Origin of the sequence: Parabacteroides caecihominis (assembly GCF_023656785.1) — a bacterium.
In the GTDB taxonomy this organism is placed as follows: domain Bacteria; phylum Bacteroidota; class Bacteroidia; order Bacteroidales; family Tannerellaceae; genus Parabacteroides; species Parabacteroides segnis.
The window spans coordinates 21,077-46,851 of the sequence record NZ_JAMOKS010000032.1; the positions used below are offsets into that span (position 1 = coordinate 21,077).

A 25,775-nucleotide genomic window follows, 5' to 3' on the forward strand; every position below is an offset into this window, starting at 1 on the left:
CAATAGTCTTTAATTTAATAAATTAATAAACAAACTCCCCGTCTGATAGACGATAAACGAGACGATCCATGCTAAAACGCATGTATACACAATTACAAATATTCCCCATTTCCATGATCCCGATTCATTGACGATGGCCGAGATTGTTGCGATACATGGGAAATAAATGAGAACAAACAGCATCAGGCTCAAAGCGATAAGAGGTGTAAAGACCGGATTGCCTTCTTCATCCAAATCCTGTTTTATACGTTCGGATAAAACCTGGCTATCCTCTTCATCTCCGGTGTACAGGACACTTAACGTACTGACTACGACTTCTTTTGCTGCCATACCGGTCAATAAGCTGACACTCATTTTCCAATCGAATCCTAATGGGTGAAGAACAGGCTGGATTGTTTGTCCTATCGTTCCGATATAAGAGTTCTTTTGGTGCTCCATATTCTTTAACCGTTCCAACTCCGCAATTGTTTCCGTTTTTTCCTTGGAATCCAGTTCGGCATTTTCCACTTCTGCAATTTGCTTGTCGAATGCATCTCCCATCTCACTGTGGCGGGGGAAGTATCCCAGGAACCAGATAATAATAGAAGCGACTAAAATGACACCTCCCATTTTGTGGAGATACTGCTTCGCTTTTTCCCACATATGGATCATAATCGATTTTGCAGTAGGCATTCGATAGGGGGGAAGTTCCATCACAAAAGGTACGTCTTCTTCTTTAAAAAGGAAACGTTTGAACAGCCGTGCCATAACAACAGCCAGAAGAATACCGCAAACATATAATGACAGGAGAATGAAACTTGCGTTATTAGGGAAAAATGCACCAGCAAGTAACACATATACCGGTAAACGGGCACTGCAACTCATTAGCGGATTAACCAACATGGTGATCATACGGCTATTGCGGCTTTCAATCGTACGGGAGGCCATAATAGCCGGCACATTACAACCGAATCCCATTACCAAAGGAATGAAAGATTTACCATGGAGTCCCATTTTGTGCATGATCTTATCCATAATGAAAGCAGCACGTGCCATATAACCCGAATCTTCCATGAATGAAATAAACAGGTACAGTATCAGGATGTTTGGAAGAAAAACGATGACACCGCCGACACCGCCGATGATACCATCGACCAGCAAGTCTTTTAACGGACCTTCACTCATGTTTCCCCGTACAAAATTACCGATCCAGCCAACCAGATTTTCGATCCACTCCATAGGATAGGCTCCCAAACGGAATGTCGCCTCGAACATGATCCACATAAAGAGAATAAATATGGGGAATCCCAATACTTTATGTGTAACGAATAAGTCTATGATCTGAGTGCTGGTCGCTTCTTTTATTTTATTTTGCTCATAAGTTTCCCGTAGCGCACCGGAGATAAACCCGTAGCGGGCATTGGTAAACGCCGTTTCGCTGTCTTCAAGCAATAACTCTTCTATCTGTGTAACATTCTGGTCACGTTCTTCTATGATTGTTTCGGAACCGGGTAATGTCTGGATAAAACGTTCTATTTCAGGGTCTCCTTCCAATAGCTTGATGGAGAGATAACGTTTGGAAAGGCTTTTTGCTACATTTCCGTTTTGTTTTATGACATGCCGTACATTTGTAATACCTTTTTCCAGTACTTCTCCATAATTTATATGGATATGACGGATAACAGGATCTTCTTCTTCATATACTTTTATGACCCGTTTGAAAAGGTCTTCAATACCGAAACCGGTTCTGCTGATTGTCGGAACAATCGGGGTACCGATCATCCGGGATAACGATTCGTAATCGAATTTATTTCCAGACCGTTCCAATTCGTCATACATATTCAAGGCGATGACAGACCGGACGTCCATATCGATGAGCTGACAGGTCAGATAAAGATTTCTTTCCAGGTTTGATGCATCCAGGACATTGATCACAACGTCCGGTTGTTCTTCGCTGAGATGCCTGCGGACATAAAGTTCTTCCGGAGTATAGGCCGATAAGGAATAAGTTCCGGGTAAATCTACGATCCGGAATGTGTAGCCATCTTGTTGGAAGGTTCCCTCTTTGGCATCAACAGTGACTCCGCTGTAGTTTCCTACGTGTTCGTGGGCTCCGGATGCAAAATTGAATAAAGAAGTCTTTCCACAGTTGGGATTTCCAACCAAGGCAACGTTTATTGTTTTTCCTTTATGTATTGCAAGTGCCTGTAAATCTTCTGTTGAAGGTAGTATATAAGAGTCGGCGGAACGTTCTTCACTTTGTTGTGACATTTGTGCCTTTGCGTATTCGGCTGCGCTGATTACTTCAATCATTGCTGCATCATTCCGTCGCAAAGAAACGTCATAACCCATTACACGATAGTGGATAGGATCTTTCAGTGGAGCATTTTGTATAACGTCCACCTCTTTTCCCCTGATAAATCCCATTTCAATGATGCGTTTGCGGAATGCTCCGCGTCCCATCACCTTGACTATAACGCCTTTTTCACCTGTGTGAAGCTCTGATAATCTCATTTTCTTAAATTCTCGCACAAAGGTATGGTGAAATGCTTACATGATCAATACCAACTAATAGGTATTTTTTCCTAGTTTTGCATTGAATAAATAAAATAAGCGATATGCTGAATAAAATTATATTGAGCTTAGGTTCAAATCAAGATCAGGAAAAGAATATGGCGGAGGCGGTGCGTATATTGCGAAACCAGTTTGTTTCTATAGCTTTTTCAAATTCTGTATATACGAAGCCGATCGGATTAACAGGGTCTGCTCCTTTTTTGAATCGGGTGGCCGTAGCTTATACATCAGAACAGCCGGATGAAATAAAGCATTTGTTGAAGCGTATAGAGTACAAACTGCAACGTATGCCTGACGATAAAAATTTCGGAATTGTTCCAATTGATATTGATCTGCTTCAATGGAATGAGTTGATTTTAAAACCGGACGATTTAAGAAGAGATTATATAATAGAAGGAATCAGAGCTTTAGAAAATGAAGAATTTAAACAAATGAAATAGTGTAAATCCGATATAATAAATTATTATGATAAAATATGTAGTACTGATTTTGTTTCTGGTGTTGAAATTCTTTACGTTAGAGAACTGTTTTTTCTGGGATAACACTGCCGGGTATTCTATGCCGGCAAGTTATTTATTAGAAAATGGGTTTCTGTCTTTTGTCTATCCGGCCCAATATGTTGCAGAACCCCCTTTGGCTCATCTGTATCTGGCTCTTCTTTGGTCTTTATTCGGAAAAAGTTTGTTGGTAGCTCATTTATCTATAACTGTATTTTCATTGGGAGTGATCTGGCAAGTTTATCGCTTGTGTGAAAGGCTGGAGACGAAATATACACCTTATATATTTTTGTTGGTTTTATTGGAACCGGCACTTTCCACCCAGATGATTTTAATTTCTCCGGATGTCATCCTGTGTTTTTTTGCTTTGTTGAGTATCAATTTGATTTTGGATAACCGGCGAATTTGGTTGGCTGTATCTGCCATGTGCCTGGGATTGGTAAGTATTAGAGGGCTGGTTGTTTGTTCAGGATTGGGGTTGGGATATTTGCTGATAGAAAATGTTATTCATAAGAAATCTTTCAAAAATTCGTTCTTATATGTTTTCCCTGTATTTATACCGACTCTTTTGGCGATAGGCGGATGGTTTATATACCGGAAGGTGGAAACCGGATATTTTCTGTATCAACCCGGTTTTGGATATGAGGATCATCGGCAGTTTGCAACATTTGGGCAAATAGTTAAGAATATAGCAAGTTTGGCTGTAAGGATGTTGGATTCAGGGAGAATTGTTGTCTGGGTTTTGCTATTTGCTTCAATCATTAAAATGGGGATAAAAAATTTCTTTCTTTATCTTTCCAAATCTCCGTTATCTCTCATTTATTTGAGTGTCTTATTTACTATGATGTTAGTTACAATTCCAGTAACAAACCCCTTTGGAGACCGGTATTTTCTGGTTTTGTACATATTACTGGCATTAATCACAGCTCAGCTTTTATTTAAAGTATATAAAACAAGGTCTGTGCGAATTTTATTGGTAGGGATGATTTGTATACTGGTCAGCGGAAACTTTTGGGTTTATTCGGAGAAGATGTCAAAAGCTTGGGACAGTGTGTTATGTCATCTGCCTTATTATTCATTGCGCCAAGAGATGATCGATTATTTGGAGAATGAACATATAGAGATTAATTCTGTAACAGCAGCATTTCCAATGGATGCATTGTTTGCAAATATGGATATAACTGATGATAACCGGCGTTTTTCTTCTGCTGAGTTAGAAAATAGTCGTTATGTTTTATATTCGAATCTCTTTAATTGGGATGACGAACACATTGAAACAATTTACTCCCAATGGAAACTTCAGAAAGAACTGAAAAGTGGATTAATTTTTCTGCGTTTATACGTCCCCAAAGAAAAGGGAGAATAGTTTTTTATTCTCCCTGGTTATAAATCAGTTTGTAAAGACGTTCTCCCTGTTGCCTGTTTGAGTAGGTAGGGAATAGTAATTCTTTCCTTTTTTCAATTAATTCGGGAGTCATTGGTTGCTCCATCAACCGTTTGCATGTTTCTATCATTTCTTCCGGAGTGTTAGCGATATAACATAAAGCTTCCAAACCACTGCCAGTGATCATTTCCTGGTTTACAATCGTGTATCTTCCGCCAAAAAGACTGTTTAGTAATTTGAGTTTTAGTCCGGTATCCTGAAAAGTGATCAACATGTGTATCTGCGCTTCGTGAGTGAGATAGTCCATACGTTCGTTGGAAGGATTGGCTTCGATTTTGATGTTGGGATAAGGAGCCGCAGCCGCAAACAACGTTGCCGGTGGATTCATACCTGCAATGATACAAGGATATTTTAATTTGCAGAAGACATTTTTGATCAGATATAACGCAGCCAGTGTATTTTCTGTAACGGATAGTTTCCCATGATATAAGACAAAATCAGACGATCCGCTCTTTACAGATATCTCATCATTGACATGGAAACTGGGCATGTATTCAATTTTCTTTTTGGGAAAGACTTTCCGGAGATAGTTTGTATCAGTGATAGAAACGACCAACATCAGATCGGCATGTTTTAATATCTCCTGATACCGTTCAAACCTCCAAGCTTCAACCAGAAAGAAATATTTTTTGATCAGGTTTGTTTCTGCCTTAGCCAAGTGACGGTAATAATCGTGCTCGATATTACTTTCCCTGTATATTTTCATTCGTCCCTGTAGTTGAGGATGATTAATATAGTAGCAGGTATGCAATCCGTCGAATAAGATTGGATAATCGTTTTCGAGCAAATTCTTAAGTAATTCCGGGTCTTTACGGCTGAAAACATTGTATGGTAACAGAGTTATATTAGTCAATAGTCCGGTTTTCCGTTTGTAATAATATACTTTTTCACATAGAGACTCCAGTTCTTTGGAATGAGGGCGTTCATATTCAAAACAATGTAGAATAATTTTTACGCCGCATTTGTGTAAGGCCTGCATTTTGTAATACACATCAATAACCCCGCCATAATTAGCAGGCCAAGGGATATTGAAAGACACTATATTGATATATTTATCCATTGATTTCAACCTTTTCGAAGATTTGTATAAATTGTTTTGCTTGTTCTTTCCGTGAAAAACGGACTAACTTGCTTTTCTTTATGGAAGACGATGTATATCCTTTTTCTTTCCATTCCTGATAATACGATTTAAGAAAGTCACATACCTCATTCACATTCGTTGCGGCAAGGCCGGCATTCGTATCATTGATTGCTTCAGCCAGATAGCTTTCGTCACTCCGAACACAAAGTACTGGTTTTTCTACAGCCAGCGATTCAAAAAACTTTGTCGTCATAACACCTTTGGGACCGGAGTTTGCCGCACGGTTAGTCAATAACAACAGTACGGAACTACTGTTCAGTATGGAAGGTATTTCTGACGCCGGAACATATCCTTTGAAATCCATAAAAGGGAGAATCTGGTATTTTTCAGCTTCTTCCGTAATGATTTTACGGGACGTTTCATCGACATACCAGTAGACACGGCATTTGTCGGGTGTCAATATATTACGGGCAGACAAAATACTTAATGCTTCAAAGAGCAGTCCCGGATCACGCATAGCTGTACTAAGTAACCGCCCTGTATATGTTATAATGAACTTCTCCGTTTTTTTTTGTTCCGGATAAAATAGTTCCGGGTCGAACCCATTGTAAATCAATTCTATATTAGTGTTATACTGTTTCAATATATCTACATGCCAAGGAGAGATTGTTGTTACATAATCTGCTTTTTTTAATACCCGGTTTCTATCCCGTAGGCTTTTCCGTTTAAAGACAGATATGAATAATCTGTTTAATCCCAAGAGAGAGGGGAGAGAATGTGCAATAAACTCATCTCCTGTATATTGTTCAATGATGTCCCGTAAGTCAACGACCAGCGGTAGTTTATATTTAGTTGCAACTTTTAGTGCAGCTGGTAAGGGAAATGTCCGGAAACTACTACATAAAACTAAATCGATTTTATTGTTTTTGACCAGCTTCCGGGCTTCTTTGTACATTCGGATATCCTTATATCCGAAGCAAAGATCCAGTAAAAGTATACTGATCCATTGTAGTTTCCTGGTAAAAGGACTTTTGGCTGTATAATAATTAATGTATTCGGCCTCACATTGACTGGCAAGGAATGTAAATGTATTTTCTTCTACCATTTCAGTCAGAACGACAGGCTCCCATCCGTAATTTCTGAGATATTTGCATAAATATCCCATACGCGGTCCGAAAGCCGGCGGAAAGAGATCGCAAATAATCAGTACTTTTTTCATAGCAAATCAATAATATTTTTTGATGCGTTTCCAATTCCGTATTCTTGTATCTCTTTTTGTTCCGGTTGGTTTTCCAGGCAATGTAGGATACTTTCTTTTTCAGAACCGGCTATTTGGTTCCAACCTGCTTCAACAGTTTCGACCCATTCCGTTTCATCCCGTAGTGTAATACAAGGGGTATGATGAAAATATGCTTCTTTCTGTACGCCACCTGAATCCGTCAAAATGGTTGCCGCATGTTTCTCCAGCATGACCATATCGAGGAAGCTTACCGGCGGAATGATATGTATTCCTTCCCGGTTTTCAAGTGATTGTATCATCCCATATTTTTCCAGACAATTTCGAGTGCGGGGATGAAGTGGCAAAACGGTCGGAAAAGAAGAAGTTGATATTTCTTTTATAGCACTGATAATTCCCATTATCCGTTCCCGGTTATCTGTATTCTCTGCCCTGTGAACTGTACAAAGCCTGAATTGCCTACTGTTGAGATTCAATTGATGCATGATTTGGGAAGAACTGTCTGCCAGTTTACCAAAAATCAATGCAGCATCATACATTACATCCCCGACATGATGGACTCCCTGTTGTATTCCTTCATTTGCCAGATGTTTGATGGCGGCGAAAGTCGGACAACATAGTAAGGTCGCTATATGATCGGTCAGGATACGGTTGATCTCTTCCGGCATTTGTTTGTTAAAGCTGCGAAGGCCGGCTTCAACATGAACTACCGGTATATGTAGTTTGGATGCGGCTAGTGCTCCAGCCAGTGTCGAGTTGGTATCACCGTAGACCAATACGTAATCAGGCCGGGTGTCGAGTAATATTTTTTCAATTTCAATCAGCATACGGCCGGTCATCTTTCCATGTGTTCCGTTTCCACATTGCAGTTGCCAGACGGGGTGAGGGATACTCATACTGTTGAAAAAGATATCGCTCATATTTGCATCATAATGCTGTCCCGTATGAAGAAGTAGTTCTTCAATCAGTCTCTCATTATTTTTGTTGTATTCCAGAATCGCCCGGCTTACCATGGCCGCCTTTACAAATTGAGGCCTGGCTCCGACAATAGTCACAATTTTCATTTTTTTGCAAGTTCGTTTAATAAATGGCTGTAAAGTTTGCATAAATAACTGTCTGCATTTTCCTGTGCACTGGTATTATGCCATAAGAGAGTCAATTCCCCGCCTGTATTTTTTACCTGTTCGATAAGATTCAGGCTATATGCTAATGCCTCCTCATAATTTAATCCCATATATTTTTTTTCTTCCAAAGTGCAATCCATAATTGTCAGCGGATGCAATAAGATAGAGGATAAGCGACGGGTGACCGGATTGATCCAGTGTACCGGATAACTAGTCCCTAACCTGAATCCGGCAACATCTGCATAACCCATGGTGAAGTCATCTGTTATGCCGGCTGCCTCCAGGTGTGTCATATCTTCCGGTTCACGGCTGGCAAGGAAATGATGGCGGTTAAAGCGTATACTTCTCTCAACATTCTTTTCCAGCCATGTTTTTTCTTTTTTGATGAGGGTAGGAGCTATACCTGCCTGGTAGCTGCTGTGCAGGCCGATTGTCATATCATTGGACAATGCAGACTGTATCAGTTGAGATATATCTGTATTGCGTAGGCTATAATGGGGCTTATCCTGTTTGCATTTGCCTCCACTGCGAACAAAAAGGATTGCCCGGCAGATATCTTTGCCCGTTTGTTCCCGTAACAAGTTATTTTGTTCGAATATCCAGGGAAATGTATAATACGGATCGTTTTCTACTGGTCCGCATTTTCCTTGGATAGACTGGATGATCCCCCTTTTATCCCGGATGGAACGGATAACCCCTTTCCATGTCCGGTAAAGAGTAGGAGAGTCCAAATCGTGTGTCAGATAGATATGTTGTATCTCTTTTGGAATTTCCGGTATGCGGAGTCCATATTGCCGTAACCATTTACGCAAAAGTATACGGTATTCATCAACGATCGGACGATGGAGAAATCCTGCCCGGTAAGGTAAAGAATTCTTTCCCGGAAAACGTCCGTGCTCATCCCTTACATTTCGTTGGATGATTTCCTCATAGCGAGTGATGAGAAAGTAGGTACTGGCAATAATATCCGCATGAATAACCAACGTGTCGCCTATCTGTTCTACAAGGGGAGAACCGAATAGCAAGGGAGTTCCTTCTATTTCTTGAAGCGGTAATTCCGGAAGCGAAGATGCCGTTCCATATATATGATTGGTGAAAAAACCGGATGGAATGATCACAATACTGTAACGGTCATAATGTTTGCTATTGTTCGTATATCCGATGGCAGCCACAATCTCTTCGGAAATATCTTCCCCAAGAAGGAAACGTATTATATAATGTATAGCGTGATTATTCATATCCGTTCTTTTATCTTTAACCAAGCTCTATATAATAAACTGAGATTTCCTCTGGTTATTGTGAAGTAAGGCGTTTGAATTGCTCCGAATTCACGGAAAAAACGTTCTACTCCCGGAATCATAGAACCTTCAAAGTCGAATATTTGTGTGTATTGGGAAACGTGGCGGATACATTCCCAAAGAAGTAAGCTATGCGCCCCTGATGCCCTTAATGTCGGGTCGCCGCCTCCGGCCAGATAATAAGCCGAACTTTCCTGCCAGGCAATAAATGCCACTGCATGTAATTCCCCTTTCTCGTCGTAGGCTCCCCATAAGTCGCCTTGGTTACGTTGACGGCAGGCGGTGATCAATTTTATTAATACGTCCTGTCTTTTAGGAGTGGAGAGATGTTGACGTTTAAACGTCATGGATTGTATTTTCAGAAAATCTTCAATAGAAATCCCTTTCCTGATTGTGATGAGAAATTTCTCTTTTGCTTTTGTAATGTTCCGGCGGATATTCGGACTCATATTATCCCATAGGGTCTTTTCGTCACGGATATTATATAATATATATGTATAGCGTGTCGTCTGTTTATAGTTTTCCCAATAGAATGGTAGCCAGTCTGTTATCCGGTAATTAAAATTTTGCAGGAAATGGGGATATTTTCTGAGTGCATCTATAAATTCTTTGCAGATAGCCTGACGTTTCCCTAATATGCCGGTATACTTGGCATCAGAGGGTTCTGGTGCAAACCAGGGTCCCATTGTCTGAGTGTAAAGAGGCATCGATATGACTCCCGAAGCAAGAATGTAAAAGGGCAGTGCTGCCTGCACCTGCCCTTTTTGTTCTTTTAATAAGACATCCCAGTTCTCTATACCACAGACAGTATCCAACCACCAATCTCTGGAAAAAATGGGTATACTTTTTTCTGTGTTACACAGTAAATGGTATTTGTCTTTATTTGTCATATATGCTAATGTATAACCTTACTCTTTAGATGAACCTTTTTTTGACGGAAGATTTCCGGCTTGGAGAGATTCAAATATAAGAGTGGAGAGTTCGTCGGATAGTTCAGGATTGTCATTGATTAATTGCTTGGCGGCATCCCGGCCTTGTCCCAGTTTAGTTTCGTTGTAGCTATACCAGGATCCGCTTTTCTTTATAATATTAAGATCAGTAGCCAGGTCTACGATCTCGCCAGCCTTGGAAATACCTTCGCCGAACATGATGTCGAACTCTGCTTTGCGGAAAGGAGGTGCAACCTTGTTCTTTACAACTTTCACACGTACCTGGTTACCTTTCATTTCGTCACCATCTTTCAATGTTCCGATCTTGCGGATATCCAGACGAACTGATGCGTAGAACTTCAATGCGTTACCGCCGGTTGTTGTTTCCGGGTTACCGAACATGACACCGATCTTGTCACGCAACTGGTTGATAAAGATACAAGTCGTATTGGTCTTGTTGATCGCCCCGGTCAGCTTACGCAATGCCTGAGACATCAGACGAGCTTGTAAGCCCATCTTGCTGTCACCCATATCGCCTTCGATTTCAGCCTTCGGAGTCAATGCAGCCACAGAGTCGATAACGATGATATCTACCGCAGAAGAACGGATCAGCTGTTCGGCGATTTCCAAAGCCTGTTCACCGTTATCCGGTTGAGAGATCCATAAGTTTTCTACATCAACGCCCAGTTTTTCCGCATAGAAACGGTCGAAGGCATGTTCTGCATCGATAAACGCAGCAATACCACCTGATTTCTGTGCTTCGGCAATAGCATGGATTGCCAGTGTTGTCTTACCGGATGATTCCGGACCGTATATCTCGATTACACGTCCTTTCGGGTAACCGCCTACGCCTAAAGCTGCGTTCAGGGCGATAGAACCTGTCGGGATAACTTCGATACTTTCAATGCTTTCGTCGCCCAGTTTCATGATAGAACCCTTTCCGTAGTTCTTCTCGATCTTATCCATTGCGGCGCGCAGCGCTTTTAACTTGTCGGCATTAACAGCCGGCTTTCCTTCCGGGGTTTTTCCCTCTTCGAATAAATTGTCTTCTTTTGCCATCCCTTTTTATGAATTAAGGATTTGATTAGCATGGTCTTTTGTCTTCACCTCTTTCGGACCGATTATCTTCTCGATGATACCATCTTCGTTGATAATAAAGGTGGTACGGAGAGTCCCCATGTATGAACGTCCGTACAGTTTTTTTTCTGCCCATACGCCAAAAGCTTGTTGCAGGGCTGTGTCCGTGTCAGCGATCAGGTTGAAAGGCAGTTCCTGCTTGGCGATGAATCCCTGATGGGATTTTGCGCTGTCTTTACTAACCCCGACCACTTCGTAACCGGCTGCCTGTAATTCCTTGTAGCCGTCACGCAGGCTACAGGCTTCTGCCGTGCAGCCGCTGGTGTTGTCTTTCGGGTAGAAGTAAAGTGCTAACTTCTTACCTTTAAAATCGCTGAGTTTTATTTCATTTCCGTTCTGATCAAGCCCCAATATGTCGGGTGCTTTATCTCCTACTTGTAACGCCATATTATAATTCCAAATCTACATTAAACATTTCATGCCAAGGCAGTCCTTGTTCGTTCAACTCTTTCATGAACGGATCGGGATTGAATTCTTCTACATTCCATACACCTGGTTTCCTCCAAACTCCCTGCATAAATAATTTGGCACCGATCATCGCAGGTACGCCGGTCGTATAACTTACACCCTGAGCGCCTGTTTCCTTGTAAGCAGCTTCGTGGCTACAGTTATTATATATGTAGTAAGTTTGTTCTTTGCCATCTTTGATCCCGCGGATACGGCAACCGATCGATGTTTCTCCCGTATAGTTCTCGCCCAGGTCGCCCGGATTAGGCAATACGGCTTTCAGGAACTGGATCGGGACGATTTCCTGTCCGTTGTACATGACCGGATCGATACGTGACATACCGATATTCTGTATCACCCGTAAATGAGTCAGGTATTCCTGTCCGAAAGTCATCCAGAAACGGGCACGCTTGATCGTCGGGAAGTTCTTTGTCAGACTTTCCAGTTCTTCATGGTACATCAGGTATGATTCACGCGGACCTACATTCGGGTAGTTCAACGGCTTGTGTACCGATAGTGGGTCAGTTTCTTTCCATTCTCCGTCTTCATAATATTTACCACGCTGAGTAATTTCACGGATATTGATTTCCGGGTTAAAGTTCGTAGCGAATGCCTTGTGATGGTCGCCGGCGTTGCAGTCGACGATATCCAGATACTGGATTTCATCGAAATGATGTTTCGCTGCATAAGCTGTATATACTCCCGTTACACCCGGATCGAATCCGCATCCCAGGATAGCCGTCAGACCCGCTTTTTCGAAACGGTCTTTATAGGCCCATTGCCAGCTATATTCATATTTTGCCTCGTCCAGCGGTTCGTAGTTGGCAGTGTCGAGATAGCTGACACCGTAAGCCAGGCAGGCATCCATGATGGAGAGGTCCTGATAAGGTAGAGCCAGGTTGACGACCAACTCGGGCTTAAAGTCATTAAACAATGCAACGAGCTCGTCCACGTTATCCGCATTGACCTGTGCTGTCTTCACCTTTACATTTTTAATATCGGCAGCAATCTTGTCGCACTTGCTTTTCGTGCGGCTGGCCACCATGATATCGGTAAAAACATCAGCGTTCATCGCGATCTTTTTAACAGCAACGGTGCTTACGCCCCCTGCACCAATAACTAATACTCTTCCCATTTACAAATAGAATTAATCTTGTTAATATACAGTTTACAAGGTTTTAAACCAAAGGACAAATATACGATTTATCTTTGAACATATAACAAAAGAGACCAATTCATTTTAATAGTTCCCCGAATGTATTTACGATACTGTTTCATCCTAAAGAAACAAGTGTTTCTACATAATGAAACAACTGTTCCATTAGTATGAAACAGATTTTACCAAGGATGTATTTTTATCATTGATTCGGAATCGGTTTTGCAGCGTTTGTGTCTCTTGTTGCATCTACTAAGTATATAAACCATGTGCTTTTATACAGATTGGTTATTTCTTGTTGTCTGTGATTCCTATTTTGTAGCATTGTTTCAGAATAAGTTGTTTTTTATAGTTAAAGTATATATAAACGCTTGTAACTTATTGGGAACGCGTTATATTTGTAAATAGAATGCGTAGTTTTTATTCTTATTTAAGGATATGATCTTAAACCCGGCAACGGATATGTAGTCTAAACAGTAGAATAAATATATTAATGTAGAGGAGAAACGAATATGAAACCCATGAAATTAACATCTTTAGTGGTGATGCTTCTGGTCGGCTTCAGTGCCGCAGCCCAGGAGGAGTTCTTTGATGATGTGTATTTCTCTTCAAGTAAAGAAAAAAAGAAAGAAAAAACAGAAGAGAAGGTTATACAGCCCAAAAAAGAAAATGCAACGGAGTCTTCATCTGCAATTGTATTGGCATCGGCTTCGGATTCACATCCGGCGTTTGATAAAGATAGAGATGTGGATGAATATAATCGTCGATATACATCTGTTGACGTTGAGGAACCTTATGATGAGGACCTGGATGAAGCGGACGGTACTTATATCGAAGAGTTACCTGATAACAATCAGAAAGTAACGAAGAAAGCGGAACGCCGTTCGGATAATGAATATACCGAACGTATCGTACGTTATCATTCACCGAGTAAGATCACGATAGCCGGTGCAGACCAAGTCGATCTGTATCTGAGTGACGGATATTACAGTTATGGTTATGATACCGATTACTCGGACGGTAATGCCAATGTGAATGTAAATATAAACATGGGTAATAGTTGGGGATACTCTCCGTGGTATTCCGGCTGGTATGATCCCTGGTATTATAGTTACAATCCCTGGTACTCTTCCTGGTATGGTCCCCGTTGGGGATTCGGTTGGGGCTGGGGTGGCTTCTACGCCGGTTGGAGCAGTCCTTGGTACGGTCCGTCATGGGGTTATTACAGCCCGGGTTACTGGGGTGGTTATTACGGCGGATATTATGGAGGTTATTGGGGACACCATCACCACCATTATGCCAGTCCGTATAATTATAGATCTCCGGGGCGTTCGACGTCTGCTCGTTATTCCGCAGGAAGAAGTTCTTCCAGTCGCTATAGTTCTTCCAATAGATCATCTTCTTACCGAAATTCAAACCGGGCAACTTCTTTAAGAAGTGAAAGTAATCGTACTAGTTCTAACCGGACGAGTTCGGATCGTTATTCACGTCCTTCCACTTCTTCATCGACAAGGGGGGCTGCAAGTAGCATTCGTTCAAGCAGAGGGACGACTTCAAACCGGGTGCAGTCAGAAGCAACAGTTCGTACACGGCCTTCTACCCGTAGTAGTTCAAGCGGCATAGGTAGTTCATCTACACGTTCTTCAGGAATACAGTCAGCTCCGACAACAAGAAGCAGTTCTACAAGATATAATAGTAGTCCTGCCACAACCAGAAGTCAGAGTACCTATTCTGCACCGTCAAGAAGTAGCAGTAGTAGCCGCAGTTCCGGCTCTTACAGTAGCGGAAGTAGCGGAAGCAGTAGCCGTTCAAGCGGTGGTGGCGGTGGCGGACGTTCCGGCGGACGCAGATAAAAATGTGAGTATATAATAATGTAAGGGCCGATATAATTTCGTGCCCTTACATAAATTAGGATATTAAAGAAATAACAGAAACGATGAAAAGAATAGCGTGCTTATTTGTATCGGCATTTTTTCTTGCCGGTGGTATTGCATATGCACAAGGTGAGATGAATGCATACACTATGTCTCAGACTGACTTGAACGGAACTGCCCGTTATTTGGGTATGAGTGGGGCTTTTGGTGCATTGGGTGGTGATATATCGTCTATGTCTACTAATCCGGCAGGGTTAGGGATATATCGTAGTTCGGAAGTGGTAACTACGATAAGTCTTTCTTCTATCAAAGCCAATACAAATTGGAACGGTTCGAAGGCAGATGAGAGCAAGACAAAGTTCAATTTTGATAATATCGCTTATGTCGGTTATTTTCCGACGGGCAATGATGAAGGAATTGTCGGTTGGAATATCGGTCTCTCTTATAATCGGGTAAAAAGTTTTAACCGTTCTTACCGGATGAACGGAGCCCAGCCTTTTTCGGTGGCAGACTATGCAGCTGATATGGCGCATGGGACACCGGAAAAAGATTTGACGCTTGTCAGTGGAAAGTTTGATCCGTATTTTGATGCAGACAACTATTGGCTTTCCGTATTAGGTTATGAGGCCGGTTTTTTCAAACCGAATACTTCTGGTGGGGATGCTTATCATTCGGCATTTGGGGCACCGGGTGCTGCTTATAGTCCTCAAAATGTTGATTTATTAGTGAATGAAAAAGGCTCGATTGGGCAGTATAATATTTCATTTGCTACCAATATTTCTGATCGTTTCTTTTTGGGGGCAACTGTTGCTATAACTGATATGGATTATAATCTGACAACAAAGTACCAAGAAGATTTTACTGTAAAAGATTTGTTGTGGTTGGATAACGGATTATCGACTGATGGAACTGGTTATGCTTTTAATATCGGCGCAATAGTTCGTCCGGTGGATTTCTTGCGTGTGGGAATTGCTTATAACTCTCCAACCTGGTATAAAATGACCGATTATTTTCATGGCTCGGCACAAGTTGTAATAGATGATGTAGAGGGGAAAGTGAAAGAAACTCCTGACTATCAGGCGGGAGAATATCGTCTTCGAACTCCTGATCGTTGGATATTCAGTGTGGCGGGTGTGGGCCAAAACTTCCTGATCAGTGCAGATTATGAGCTTACGAATTATAAGAGGATGAATCTGAGTGATGTGGATGGTTATGATATGATACAAACAGAAGGTATAAAAAGTGACTTTGGTATGTCCGGTACTTTAAAAGTGGGTGCGGAATATAAAGTGACTCCTCAGTTTTCTGTTCGGGCAGGTACTTTATGGAGAACATCTCCTATGAAACAGCATGTAAAGGATGGAATAGCAGCTATAAATCCGAAGACAGGAGAATATTACATAAATGCCGTAGACGTTGCGGGAACCATTCCTAATTATACAGTCGATAAGGGCATGAATTCTTATTCGGTAGGAGTCGGTTATCGTTTTACTCCAAGTTTTTATGCAGACTTAGCTTGTGTCTATCGTGAATATAAAGAAGATGCTTATGCTTTTCCGAGTACTTTTAATCCGGACGGTTCGGTAGTTGTTAAATCCGATCCAGCCTCATTAAAGACAAAAACAACGCAGGTTGCTTTAACTTTGGGGTATAAGTTCTAAAAATATAGTTTGTTACCAAATGTCCCCTGTTTGTACATAAAACGTACAGGCAGGGGACATTTTTGTATAAAAATAACAGAAATATTTGTCTGTTTAAAATACTTTTTGTTCTTTTGTTTTCGAAAACAAAATTGTCTAACATTTAAAACCTCATTGCCTATAGCATAAACATTACTCAAAGAAACTATAAAACATAGAAGTAATGAAGACTTTAAAATCGATGACCGACGAAGAACTGGTCGTCCTTTATGCGCAAGGTGATAATACTGCGTTTGATGTGTTGTTGAACCGTCATAAGAGCAGTATCCATTCCTACATTTACTTTATAGTCCGCAATAAAGAGTTAACAGAAGATATCTTTCAGGAGACTTTTGTTAAGGTGATTATGACTATTAAACAGGGCCGTTATACCGAAAACGGTAAGTTTAAAGCCTGGATTACACGTATTGCACATAATCTGATCATTGATAACTTCCGTCAGGAACGCAGTGAGAATACTGTGTCCAACGATGAGGTAGAAGTGGATCTATTCAATAATATTAAACTTTGTGACGGAACGATTGAAGATAACATCGTGCGCCACCAGGTTTTGTCGGATGTGAAGAAGTTGGTGAAACATTTACCCGACAGCCAGCGTGAAGTACTGGAAATGCGTTATTACCAGGATCTGAGCTTTAAAGAAATTGCCGATATCACCGGTGTCAGCATTAATACGGCATTGGGACGTATGCGTTATGCTATCCTGAACATGCGCCGTATGGCAGATGAGAACCGTATTGAGTTGTCTATGGCATAATCAGATAAAAATATTCTTCGGTTCATATAATAAGTAGAAAATTCTCCCGTTTTATTATCAAACGATTAAAAAGGGGATGCCTATGAAGAGATTTTCTACTCAATGTATGGATGAATTGAAGGATAAAACTAAAAAGAACCGGAACGAGAAGAAGAGTACACCAAGCAGACAAACGCTTGATTTCCTGTCTCAGTTTGCACGGAGTTACCATGTGGAACCTGCGTTGCAACCGGAATTCGGTGGTTATGTGATGAACTAAGAAATTAAAGGAAAGAGGACACTTGCGCAGTGTTCTCTTTCTTTTTTTGTACCTTTGCACAAAAGACTTGAAATTATGAAACATAAGATTGCTCCTTCTTTGCTGGCAGCCGATTTTCTGAACCTGCAAAAAGAGGTCGAAATGATAAATAACAGTGAGGCGGACTGGTTGCATATGGATATTATGGATGGTGTTTTCGTTCCGAATATCTCATTCGGTTTTCCGGTGCTGGATGCGGTAAAGCCCATCCTGAAGAAGCCGATGGATGTACATCTGATGATCGTCGAACCCCAGAAGTTTGTCAAAGAGGTTGCTGAGGCTGGTGCCTATATGATGAATGTTCATTATGAGGCTTGTACCCATTTGCATCGTACTATCGGTGCGATAAAGGAGGCCGGCATGAAAGCGGGCGTTACCTTAAATCCGCATACACCGATCAGTCTGCTGGAAGATATTATCCAGGACCTTGATATGGTATTGCTGATGTCGGTCAATCCCGGTTTCGGCGGACAACGTTTTATTGAACATTCGGTCAATAAAACGGCCCGTTTAAAAGAAATGATCCGGGCAAAAGGGTTGGATACCTTAATAGAAGTGGACGGTGGTGTGAATCTGGAAACCGGGAAGCGTTTGCTGGAGGCCGGTGCCGATGTGCTGGTTGCCGGTAGCTTTGTTTTCAGTTCTCCTGATCCAATACGAACGATAAAAGAATTGAAAGAAATGTAGAGAAGATAGATAACCAACCAAAACCGACCTTTGTATGATAATAAAAGAAATACAAAAGCGGCCGTTTATCAGGCCGCTTTTCATATGGATAACCGGAATCTTGTTGCAAGCCTTCTTTGATTGCAGCCTTGTCTTGTTGTTGTTAATCATCATCCCATTATTGATTGTAGCGTTTTCTTATCTGGTCCCAAAGGTAGAGTCCGGAGGTGATAATTATGAATTGCGCTGGGTTTGGGGCGCGGTGTTTCTGTCTTTATTACTTAGTCTTTCCATACAGCGGACAGCTTATTGGCAGGAGAGGGGAGATAGTAGTGAAGTATCGCTTTTAATGGAACTGGGTGGGAAAGGACAGGAACGTTTGCTGGAGCCTTTTGAGCGACTGAATTTGTCAAAAGAGGAAAAGTCGGTGTTGACAACTATTACCCTTGGCTATCGTAAGGAGATGGATCGCGAGGTGAGGAGGCGTTTTTCTGTTACGGGAGTCGCTCATTTGCTGGCAGTAAGCGGTTTTCATGTGGCTGTTGTTTGCGGATTCCTTTCTTTGCTGTTTTCTTTTTTGCCAAAGAATAGTTTTTACAGTTGGCTGGGATACCTGTTGATGCTTTGTCTGCTTTGGGGGTTTGTGGTTATTACCGGACTGGCAGCATCGGCTGTACGGGCCGGTTTGATGCTGACGCTTTATCTCACGGGGAGGGTACTCAGGCGGATGACTGACGGTTATAATACGTTGGCTGCTGCGGCTTTCTGTATGTTGGTGTTCAATCCGTTATATCTGTTTGATATCGGTTTTCAACTGAGTTATCTGGCTGTATTGTCTATTTTATATCTGCAACCTCGTCTGCAAAATCTTATCGTAGTGAGGAATCCGGTTATTGCGATACCCTGGGGATGGATCACGGTGACATTGGCTGCCCAAGTTGGGACAACCTTGCTGTGTTTGTATTATTTCCGGCAGTTCTCGTTGGTTTTCCTGTGTACCAATTTACCTTTGACGTTTCTGGCTACCTTTCTTATTCCGGCCGGACTGATCTGGTTATTGCTTCCTGTAGGCATTCCGGGTTACGGATTATTACAATTATTCGTAGAAAAGCTAACGCATACATTGTTTTGGATTGTCGATGCTTTTAGCCGTGTAGAGGAGGCGGTCTTTTACGGGCGTATCGATTTACTATTGACTATATTGGGGTATGGTTCCATTCTTTCCTTCTTGTTATTTACGAAGACCAGGCGTCCGGGAGTCCTTTTTGCCGGCTTGCTTCTATTGTTATTTATATTGTTTGATTTGCTTATTGAACGTTTTTTTACTGCATAGAACGTAAAAAAGTAGTACCTTTGTCACTGTAAACAACGATAATATATGATTACAAAAATCATTCACGAAGAGAAAATTCAGAAAGCCAAGAAATACGTAGAGAAAGGCGAAAGTTTTGTTATTGTAACCCACGTTACTCCTGATGGTGACGCTCTCGGTTCTTCTTTGGGGTTGTACCATTTCCTTACTACTTACGGTAAAGACAATGTAACGGTTATAGTCCCGAATGAATTTCCGTCATTTTACAGATGGATGCCGGGGGCGAAAGATATTGTGATACATGAAAAGTATCCAGATTTTGCGGAACAGCTGATCCATGATGCAGATGTGATCTTCTGTCTGGACTTTAATGAACCCAAACGCATAGAGAAACTGGCGCCTGCGGTTATTGCATCGGAAGGGCGTAAGGTGATGATCGATCATCACTTGAATCCGGCTGACTTTTGCCGTGTAACGATGTCGTATCCGGAAATGTCATCAACAAGTGAGATGATTTTCCGTTTTATCTGCCGGATGGGAATGTTCGACCTAATGAGTAAAGAAGCGGCGGCATGTATTTATACCGGGATGATGACGGATACAGGCTCTTTTACTTATAACTCCAATAAACCGGAGATTTACACGATTGTCAGTGAGTTGATAAAGAAAGGTATAGACAAAGATCTGATATATCGTAAAGTATTCCAGGTATATTCCGAATCTCGGCTACGGATGCAGGGATATGTTTTGTATGAAAAGATGAAGATTTATCCGGAACATCATGCGGCTTTGATAACTCTTTCAAAGGAGGAACTGGACCGGTTCCATTACAAAACAGGTGATACGGAAGGCTTTGTTAATATGCCGTTGAGCATCGAAGGAGTTACTTTTAGTGTTTTTATCCGTGAAGATAGGGATTACATTAAAGTATCTCTCCGGTCGGTAGGTGATTTCCCTTGCAATCAGTTTGCTTGTCAGTATTTTAATGGCGGTGGTCATAAAAATGCATCGGGGGGAGAGTTTTTCGGCTCTTTAGAGGATGCTGTAGCTACGTTTGAGAAGGGATTAAAAGAATTTAATCCTAATAAAACAGAAGAAATAGAGAAACTTGCCTGAGATATGGCAGATATTATTTACATTTGTCGCTCATTTATACATTAAAGAATAACAGATGAAGAAAGGTTTTTGTATCCTGATGATTTTGTGTGCAGCCCTGATGGTGGTGTCATGCGATAAGACGAAGTCGTACACTGAGCACTTGAAGGACGAGAGGAAAGCGATTGATCGGTTGATTGATCATGAAGGATTTAAAATTCTTAAGCACTATCCGTCAGATGGTGTTTTTAAGGAAAATGAATTTGTGAAGTTGGATAATGATGTGTATCTGAATGTGATTGACTCAGGTAATGGAAATCGGGCAGTATTGGGCACGACCCGTGTTTTATGTCGTTTCATAGCTAATAACATCATGGATACGGATACTGCACAAATGATGGTTGATAATTTATCTTCCAGGTATAATAATATTTATGGATTCCCTACAGAATTTATATTCGGTTATAATGTCTATTCGGGGGATAACAGAAGTTATGATCCGGATTTATTTGTAGGCGAAGGGTTGGCTACTGCTTTATACCATGTGGGAGAAGGGGCGACTGTCAAAATGATCGTTCCATTTAAGAGAATGGGTAGTTATTTCCAAAGTAATTATCGTCCAGTCTATTTTAGCAAAGTAAAATATACATTCGAAAAATAATCTAACATACTTATGACTCTAATTAAATCTATTTCCGGTATTCGCGGTACAATAGGCGGAGCACCGGAAGACGGATTGAATCCGTTAGCCATTGTGAAGTTTGTGGCAGCTTATGCTACCTTCATCAGAAAAAACACGACAGTTACAACAAACAAAATCGTAGTAGGACGTGATGCCCGTATCTCCGGCCCGATGGTAAAACAGGTGGTTTTGGGTACGCTTACCGGTATGGGATTTGATGTGGTCGATATCGACCTGGCTACAACCCCGACTACTGAATTAGCCGTTGCTATGGAAGGCGCTTGCGGTGGTATTATCCTGACTGCCAGCCATAATCCGAAACAGTGGAATGCCTTGAAGTTGTTGAACGAAAAAGGTGAATTCCTGAATGCAGCCGAAGGTGCTGAAGTTTTGGATATTGCAGCTTCTGAAAGTTTTGAATTTGCCGATGTGGATCATTTGGGAAAAGTGATCGTTGACGATACATATAAACAGAAACATATCGAGAGTGTACTTAATCTTGACCTGGTGGATGTAGAAGCGATTAAAGCGGCTAACTTCCGGGTGGCTATTGATGCTGTAAACTCAGTGGGTGGTATTGTTTTGCCGGATTTACTTTATGCTTTGGGTGTGAAGGAAATCTTTAAACTGCATTGTGCACCTCACGGAAATTTCTCTCATAATCCGGAACCTATACCTGAAAACCTGACAGAGATTTCTGACCTGATGAAACATGCTAAAGCGGATGTCGGTTTTGTTGTTGATCCGGACGTAGACCGTTTGGCTATTATCTGCGAAGACGGTGAAATGTTCGGTGAAGAGTACACATTGGTGGCAGTAGCCGATTATATATTGAGTCATACGCCGGGTAATACGGTAAGTAACCTGAGTTCAAGCCGTGCGTTACGTGATGTGACCCGTGCTCATGGTTGCGAATATAATGCAGCTGCGGTAGGTGAAGTAAACGTTGTTACTAAGATGAAAGCGACAAACGCTGTGATTGGTGGTGAAGGTAACGGTGGTGTGATCTATCCGGCCAGCCATTACGGTCGTGATGCCTTGGTAGGCATTGCCTTGTTCCTAACTCATCTGGCAAAGAAGAAAATGAAAACAAGCGAATTACGTGCCAGCTATCCTCCGTATTTTATCTCCAAGCAGAAAGTACAGCTGACTCCGGAGATCGATGTGGATGCAATCCTGGCTAAGGTGAAAGAAAAATTTGCTCAGTATGATATCACTGATATCGACGGTGTAAAGATCGACTTCCCTGACAAATGGGTTCACCTCCGTAAAAGTAATACCGAACCGATCATCCGTATCTATTCCGAAGCTCACACAATGAAAGAAGCTGAAGAAATCGGCGGCGAGTTGATTGCGGTGATTAATGAGATGTGTAAGTAAAATTCTATACATATAATAAGTGAGAGAGGATGCTTCAAAAGAGCATCCTCTTTTTGTATATATACTTTACGGATTTGGCGTTTGTCTGCTTAAATAGGGTATTTAATCGTGATAATCAAAGTTTATACGTTAAAATGGTTTTGAACGATTGTAAATGTCATAATAATTTATGTCCTTTGTTAAAAAGGGAAGGTAAGTATGGAAAAACAACAGTTAACGCCATGTGGGGTATTTGTTATCCTGTTTAGTATATTATTGGGATGTTCGTTTCAGAAAACATCTGTAAAAGATGCTGAAACGAGCAGGATTGATTCTTTGCTTTCTTTTTATAGGGACTCTTTGGCTGTAAGCCCGTTAGCTGTTATTTCTAAATTAAGGACTGATCAGGAAAACGTATCGGATAGCATAAACTATTATAATCTGGATCAAACGATCTCCCGTTGTTATTATTTCAGTAATCAGGTTGATTCTGCATTCTTATTGAATGATCGGATCTTACACTTTGTTGAAAAACAACCGGAAAAAGAGGATCGCCTGCTGAAATTATCGGCAGATGCCTATAATAGCCGGGGTGTTTTCTTTCAGGATATGAATCAATGGGACTCTGCTATTGTCTGTTTGGATAATGCTTCTGAAGCATTATCGCAGGCAAACGATTTTGGACGTTTGCCTGCGATAAATGTCTATATTAATATGGCTGATTGCTATCAGCATCAGGGTGATTATGGCTGGGCGGGTTATCATTACCGTAAAGCATTGTTTCTTTCTGATTCTTTGGGTGTCGGTGATAAGATGAATTATCCGATTTACTCCGGATTGGCAAAATTGTATCAGGAACTGGAGAACTATCCGTTATCTGATTCTTATTTTCGGGAAGCAGAACAATATTGGGATGGAGGAAGCGACTATGAAAAGTACTATTTTGCTAATTCCAGAGGAAACTATTATTATGTAACCAAAGAATATGATAATGCATTAGTCTGGTTTCAGCGGGCAAATGCGATTGTGGCAAACTTTCCCCAACCGATTTATCGGGGGATAGTAGAAGGGAATATCGGTGAAATATATTTGTTGAAGGAACAGCCGGATTCCGCCCGTTATTATCTGGAACGCTCAGTTGCCTTTTTCGGAGAATCAGCATTGCAGCAACCCGGCATAAAGTTTTATATGGATGGATTGTTCGCCTCTTTGGCTTTGCAGGAAAATGATTTGCCGGAAGCCGCCCGACGATTGAATCGACCTTATGATACGCTTCATACGGACCTTCAGTACCAGTATTATCATAACACACGGTTGGAGGAATTATATCGTAAAAAGAAAGATTTTGCCCAAGCGTATTATTACAGGAACCAGGCGGATCTTTGTGGCGATTCTTTGCGGAATATGAAGATTGAGAACAGTATCCGTGAGACCGAATTTCGTTATCGACAGGATACGACTCTTTTGAAGAAAGATATCATGATTACGCAGACTGAAGCTAAGGCACAGCAATGGATGTGGCTTGCATGGATTGCCGGACTGGGATTAATTATTGTTGTCTTATTAATGGTATGTGCGCTGTTCTATATCCGCCGGAAGAAAGAGCTTCGCTATAAACAGCAAATAGCCACTATCACCCAATTGCGTATGGCTGTTGTCAGAAATCGTATTGCCCCACATTATATATTTAATGTACTGAATTCAGTAATGCCTATTTTCCGCCGTTATGAAGAACTTTCCGAACCGGTAAATTTGCTGATTGACGTATTGAGGGGTGATTTGCTTTCTTCCGAACAACTGGCGGTTCCGTTGGAAAAAGAAATTGGTTTTGTAAAGAATTACCTGAAGTTGAAGATGCTGGGTGATCCGGAATGTATCCGGGTGGAGTGGAATGTATCTTCTGGTGTATCTATGGAAACGTTAGTCCCTTCGATGTCTATCCAGATACCGGTTGAGAATGCTGTAAAATATGCTTTTAATGCAGAATCTTTGAATCCGTGCATCATCATATCTGTCTTTGTTGAAGACGAGGCGCTTCACGTATCGATAGAAGATAACGGCATCGGTTACCATCCCGGTGCACATGTCCGGGATGAGAGAAGTACCGGCCAGGGTTTAAAAATACTATACCGTACAACCGATTTGTTGAATACTCACAATATCCGTAAAATGCAATTTTCCATCAGAGACCTGTATTCTGCCTCTGAGAAACAGCACGGAACCAGTGTCTCATTAATTGTCCCACTTAATTACAACTTTGCTTTATGAATGCGAATGAAATTACTACAGTCATCGTCGATGACGAACCGTCTTGTATCAAATGTTTAGAAAGCGATTTATCACGTTTCCCGGAGATACGTGTCGTAGCAACGTGTACATCTCCGGATAATGCAGCCCGCGAGATAGTCCGTTTGCAACCGGACCTGCTTTTCATTGATGTTGAAATGCCGGGTATGACTGGTCTGGAACTTTTAAGCCGTATACAGTCGGATATTCATCCGGATATGCATATAGTTTTTTATACCGCTTATGATAAATATTTGTTGGATGCGATCCATGCGTCTGCTTTCGATTATTTGTTGAAGCCTTATAAGTTGAAAGAGCTAGACGATTTGATAAACCGTCTCCGTGCTCATGTTGCCAAAGATGAGAAGGTGAATATTGAACAGTCATTACGCAAGCTGCTTATTCGTAGTAAGTTTGCGGTTCAAACTATATCCGGGCTAGTTTTTGTAAAGTGTGAGGAAATTCTTTTGTTCCAATATTTAAGGGAATTACGTTGCTGGCAAATGATGCTTGCTGCTGATCGCAAACTCTATAAACTTCGCATGGGCACGACAGCTAAAGATTTGCTGGGAATCAATCCTTCTTTTGTGCAGATTAGTCAAGATTATATTGTTAATCTTGATTATTTGTGTTCGATTGAAAATGTGACGCTGAAATGCGAATTATATCCGCCATTTACGGATATGGAATTGAATGTCTCACAAAGATATTACAGAAGACTAAGAGATGTATTAGAAATATTATGAAATATTAAAATTAGTGTGTTTATGAGCGAATTGGTATCGCTTATCATAATTATATATTAGATAATCGTTGATGACATATTTGGGGAAACTGAAATAT

General features: G+C 41.3%; 22 protein-coding genes. 13 read left to right on the forward strand and 9 right to left on the reverse strand.

Annotation, left to right across the window (positions count from 1 at the left end; all coding sequences use genetic code 11):
• Positions 1 to 9: 9 nt before the first annotated feature.
• On the reverse strand, positions 10 to 2,493 hold the full coding sequence (gene feoB / locus NBH14_RS21760; RefSeq protein ID WP_186961138.1) for a ferrous iron transport protein B: 2,484 nt from the start codon (positions 2,491 to 2,493) through the stop codon (positions 10 to 12).
• A 104-nt stretch (positions 2,494 to 2,597) separates the two neighbouring features.
• Between feoB and NBH14_RS21765 the strand changes: the two genes are divergently transcribed.
• Positions 2,598 to 2,993 carry a 2-amino-4-hydroxy-6-hydroxymethyldihydropteridine diphosphokinase gene (locus NBH14_RS21765; protein WP_128133704.1) on the forward strand — a complete coding sequence of 132 codons (396 nt, stop codon included), beginning with the start codon at positions 2,598 to 2,600 and terminating at the stop codon, positions 2,991 to 2,993.
• Positions 2,994 to 3,111: 118 nt separating this feature from the next.
• Positions 3,112 to 4,416 carry a glycosyltransferase family protein gene (locus NBH14_RS21770; RefSeq protein WP_250817756.1) on the forward strand — a complete coding sequence of 435 codons (1,305 nt, stop codon included), beginning with the start codon at positions 3,112 to 3,114 and terminating at the stop codon, positions 4,414 to 4,416.
• Positions 4,417 to 4,420: 4 nt separating this feature from the next.
• Here the strand turns inward: NBH14_RS21770 and NBH14_RS21775 are convergent, their stop codons facing one another.
• From NBH14_RS21775 to NBH14_RS21810, 8 genes are read right to left on the reverse strand one after another with little or no spacing between them, the layout of a single operon-like run.
• Positions 4,421 to 5,554 carry a glycosyltransferase gene (locus tag NBH14_RS21775; RefSeq protein WP_186961136.1) on the reverse strand — a complete coding sequence of 378 codons (1,134 nt, stop codon included), beginning with the start codon at positions 5,552 to 5,554 and terminating at the stop codon, positions 4,421 to 4,423.
• Positions 5,547 to 6,794: a glycosyltransferase gene (locus NBH14_RS21780; RefSeq protein ID WP_186961135.1), complete on the reverse strand. Its 1,248-nt coding sequence runs from the start codon at positions 6,792 to 6,794 to the stop codon at positions 5,547 to 5,549. The genes NBH14_RS21775 and NBH14_RS21780 overlap by 8 nt, the downstream gene beginning before the upstream one ends.
• Complete coding sequence (gene wecB / locus NBH14_RS21785; protein ID WP_186961134.1) at positions 6,791 to 7,876, reverse strand: non-hydrolyzing UDP-N-acetylglucosamine 2-epimerase; 1,086 nt, start codon at positions 7,874 to 7,876, stop codon at positions 6,791 to 6,793. Before wecB ends, NBH14_RS21780 begins: the two co-directional genes overlap by 4 nt.
• On the reverse strand, positions 7,873 to 9,174 hold the full coding sequence (vimE, locus tag NBH14_RS21790; protein ID WP_186961133.1) for a UDP-2,3-diacetamido-2,3-dideoxy-alpha-D-glucuronate deacetylase VimE: 1,302 nt from the start codon (positions 9,172 to 9,174) through the stop codon (positions 7,873 to 7,875). The genes wecB and vimE overlap by 4 nt, the downstream gene beginning before the upstream one ends.
• Positions 9,171 to 10,124 (reverse strand): GNAT family N-acetyltransferase, encoded by a 954-nt coding sequence (locus NBH14_RS21795; RefSeq protein ID WP_186961132.1) that lies wholly within the window; start codon positions 10,122 to 10,124, stop codon positions 9,171 to 9,173. Before NBH14_RS21795 ends, vimE begins: the two co-directional genes overlap by 4 nt.
• A gap of 18 nt (positions 10,125 to 10,142) precedes the next feature.
• A complete protein-coding gene (recA, locus tag NBH14_RS21800) occupies positions 10,143 to 11,222 on the reverse strand; it encodes a recombinase RecA (protein ID WP_186961131.1) in 1,080 nt (359 codons plus the stop codon).
• 6 nt (positions 11,223 to 11,228) lie between these two features.
• Positions 11,229 to 11,687 (reverse strand): thioredoxin-dependent thiol peroxidase, encoded by a 459-nt coding sequence (gene bcp, locus NBH14_RS21805; RefSeq protein WP_186961130.1) that lies wholly within the window; start codon positions 11,685 to 11,687, stop codon positions 11,229 to 11,231.
• A gap of 1 nt (position 11,688) precedes the next feature.
• The gene (locus tag NBH14_RS21810; protein ID WP_186961129.1) at positions 11,689 to 12,882 is read right to left on the reverse strand and encodes a saccharopine dehydrogenase family protein; all 1,194 of its coding nucleotides are present in this window, start codon (positions 12,880 to 12,882) and stop codon (positions 11,689 to 11,691) included.
• Between the two features lie 542 nt (positions 12,883 to 13,424).
• Here NBH14_RS21810 and NBH14_RS21815 point away from each other — a divergent pair.
• The 11 genes from NBH14_RS21815 (at position 13,425) to NBH14_RS21865 (ending at position 25,678) form a co-directional block, all read left to right on the forward strand.
• Positions 13,425 to 14,756: a hypothetical protein gene (locus NBH14_RS21815; RefSeq protein WP_250817757.1), complete on the forward strand. Its 1,332-nt coding sequence runs from the start codon at positions 13,425 to 13,427 to the stop codon at positions 14,754 to 14,756.
• A gap of 83 nt (positions 14,757 to 14,839) precedes the next feature.
• The gene (locus NBH14_RS21820; RefSeq protein WP_186961127.1) at positions 14,840 to 16,438 is read left to right on the forward strand and encodes an OmpP1/FadL family transporter; all 1,599 of its coding nucleotides are present in this window, start codon (positions 14,840 to 14,842) and stop codon (positions 16,436 to 16,438) included.
• Positions 16,439 to 16,640: 202 nt separating this feature from the next.
• Positions 16,641 to 17,234 carry an RNA polymerase sigma factor gene (locus NBH14_RS21825; protein WP_007658568.1) on the forward strand — a complete coding sequence of 198 codons (594 nt, stop codon included), beginning with the start codon at positions 16,641 to 16,643 and terminating at the stop codon, positions 17,232 to 17,234.
• 82 nt (positions 17,235 to 17,316) lie between these two features.
• On the forward strand, positions 17,317 to 17,493 hold the full coding sequence (locus NBH14_RS21830; protein ID WP_186961126.1) for a hypothetical protein: 177 nt from the start codon (positions 17,317 to 17,319) through the stop codon (positions 17,491 to 17,493).
• 75 nt (positions 17,494 to 17,568) lie between these two features.
• Complete coding sequence (gene rpe, locus NBH14_RS21835; protein WP_010802573.1) at positions 17,569 to 18,219, forward strand: ribulose-phosphate 3-epimerase; 651 nt, start codon at positions 17,569 to 17,571, stop codon at positions 18,217 to 18,219.
• A gap of 34 nt (positions 18,220 to 18,253) precedes the next feature.
• Positions 18,254 to 19,531: a ComEC/Rec2 family competence protein gene (locus NBH14_RS21840; protein WP_186961125.1), complete on the forward strand. Its 1,278-nt coding sequence runs from the start codon at positions 18,254 to 18,256 to the stop codon at positions 19,529 to 19,531.
• Between the two features lie 45 nt (positions 19,532 to 19,576).
• A complete protein-coding gene (locus tag NBH14_RS21845; protein WP_048315739.1) occupies positions 19,577 to 20,626 on the forward strand; it encodes a DHH family phosphoesterase in 1,050 nt (349 codons plus the stop codon).
• A 55-nt stretch (positions 20,627 to 20,681) separates the two neighbouring features.
• Positions 20,682 to 21,266, forward strand: coding sequence for a BamK family beta-barrel-assembly machinery protein (gene bamK / locus NBH14_RS21850; protein WP_186961124.1), 585 nt, complete (start codon positions 20,682 to 20,684; stop codon positions 21,264 to 21,266).
• Between the two features lie 12 nt (positions 21,267 to 21,278).
• On the forward strand, positions 21,279 to 22,667 hold the full coding sequence (glmM, locus tag NBH14_RS21855; RefSeq protein ID WP_128133715.1) for a phosphoglucosamine mutase: 1,389 nt from the start codon (positions 21,279 to 21,281) through the stop codon (positions 22,665 to 22,667).
• 198 nt (positions 22,668 to 22,865) lie between these two features.
• A complete protein-coding gene (locus NBH14_RS21860) occupies positions 22,866 to 24,914 on the forward strand; it encodes a tetratricopeptide repeat-containing sensor histidine kinase (RefSeq protein WP_186961123.1) in 2,049 nt (682 codons plus the stop codon).
• Positions 24,911 to 25,678 (forward strand): LytR/AlgR family response regulator transcription factor, encoded by a 768-nt coding sequence (locus NBH14_RS21865; RefSeq protein WP_186961122.1) that lies wholly within the window; start codon positions 24,911 to 24,913, stop codon positions 25,676 to 25,678. Before NBH14_RS21860 ends, NBH14_RS21865 begins: the two co-directional genes overlap by 4 nt.
• The last annotated feature ends 97 nt before the right edge of the window (positions 25,679 to 25,775 follow it).

Coding starts and splice junctions, on each gene's coding strand:
- NBH14_RS21770 (WP_250817756.1), top strand. CDS start 3,112: ATGCCGGCAAGTTATTTATTAGAAAATGGGTTTCTGTCTTTTGTCTAT.
- NBH14_RS21830 (WP_186961126.1), top strand. CDS start 17,317: ATGAAGAGATTTTCTACTCAATGTATGGATGAATTGAAGGATAAAACT.
- NBH14_RS21815 (WP_250817757.1), top strand. CDS start 13,425: ATGAAATTAACATCTTTAGTGGTGATGCTTCTGGTCGGCTTCAGTGCC.
- NBH14_RS21795 (WP_186961132.1), bottom strand. CDS start 10,124: ATGACAAATAAAGACAAATACCATTTACTGTGTAACACAGAAAAAAGT.
- NBH14_RS21820 (WP_186961127.1), top strand. CDS start 14,840: ATGAAAAGAATAGCGTGCTTATTTGTATCGGCATTTTTTCTTGCCGGT.
- NBH14_RS21775 (WP_186961136.1), bottom strand. CDS start 5,554: ATGGATAAATATATCAATATAGTGTCTTTCAATATCCCTTGGCCTGCT.
- glmM (WP_128133715.1), top strand. CDS start 21,279: ATGACTCTAATTAAATCTATTTCCGGTATTCGCGGTACAATAGGCGGA.
- NBH14_RS21810 (WP_186961129.1), bottom strand. CDS start 12,882: ATGGGAAGAGTATTAGTTATTGGTGCAGGGGGCGTAAGCACCGTTGCT.
- NBH14_RS21845 (WP_048315739.1), top strand. CDS start 19,577: ATGATTACAAAAATCATTCACGAAGAGAAAATTCAGAAAGCCAAGAAA.
- rpe (WP_010802573.1), top strand. CDS start 17,569: ATGAAACATAAGATTGCTCCTTCTTTGCTGGCAGCCGATTTTCTGAAC.
- NBH14_RS21865 (WP_186961122.1), top strand. CDS start 24,911: ATGAATGCGAATGAAATTACTACAGTCATCGTCGATGACGAACCGTCT.
- NBH14_RS21840 (WP_186961125.1), top strand. CDS start 18,254: ATGATAATAAAAGAAATACAAAAGCGGCCGTTTATCAGGCCGCTTTTC.
- NBH14_RS21825 (WP_007658568.1), top strand. CDS start 16,641: ATGAAGACTTTAAAATCGATGACCGACGAAGAACTGGTCGTCCTTTAT.
- feoB (WP_186961138.1), bottom strand. CDS start 2,493: ATGAGATTATCAGAGCTTCACACAGGTGAAAAAGGCGTTATAGTCAAG.
- wecB (WP_186961134.1), bottom strand. CDS start 7,876: ATGAAAATTGTGACTATTGTCGGAGCCAGGCCTCAATTTGTAAAGGCG.
- NBH14_RS21780 (WP_186961135.1), bottom strand. CDS start 6,794: ATGAAAAAAGTACTGATTATTTGCGATCTCTTTCCGCCGGCTTTCGGA.
- bamK (WP_186961124.1), top strand. CDS start 20,682: ATGAAGAAAGGTTTTTGTATCCTGATGATTTTGTGTGCAGCCCTGATG.
- bcp (WP_186961130.1), bottom strand. CDS start 11,687: ATGGCGTTACAAGTAGGAGATAAAGCACCCGACATATTGGGGCTTGAT.
- recA (WP_186961131.1), bottom strand. CDS start 11,222: ATGGCAAAAGAAGACAATTTATTCGAAGAGGGAAAAACCCCGGAAGGA.
- vimE (WP_186961133.1), bottom strand. CDS start 9,174: ATGAATAATCACGCTATACATTATATAATACGTTTCCTTCTTGGGGAA.
- NBH14_RS21860 (WP_186961123.1), top strand. CDS start 22,866: ATGGAAAAACAACAGTTAACGCCATGTGGGGTATTTGTTATCCTGTTT.
- NBH14_RS21765 (WP_128133704.1), top strand. CDS start 2,598: ATGCTGAATAAAATTATATTGAGCTTAGGTTCAAATCAAGATCAGGAA.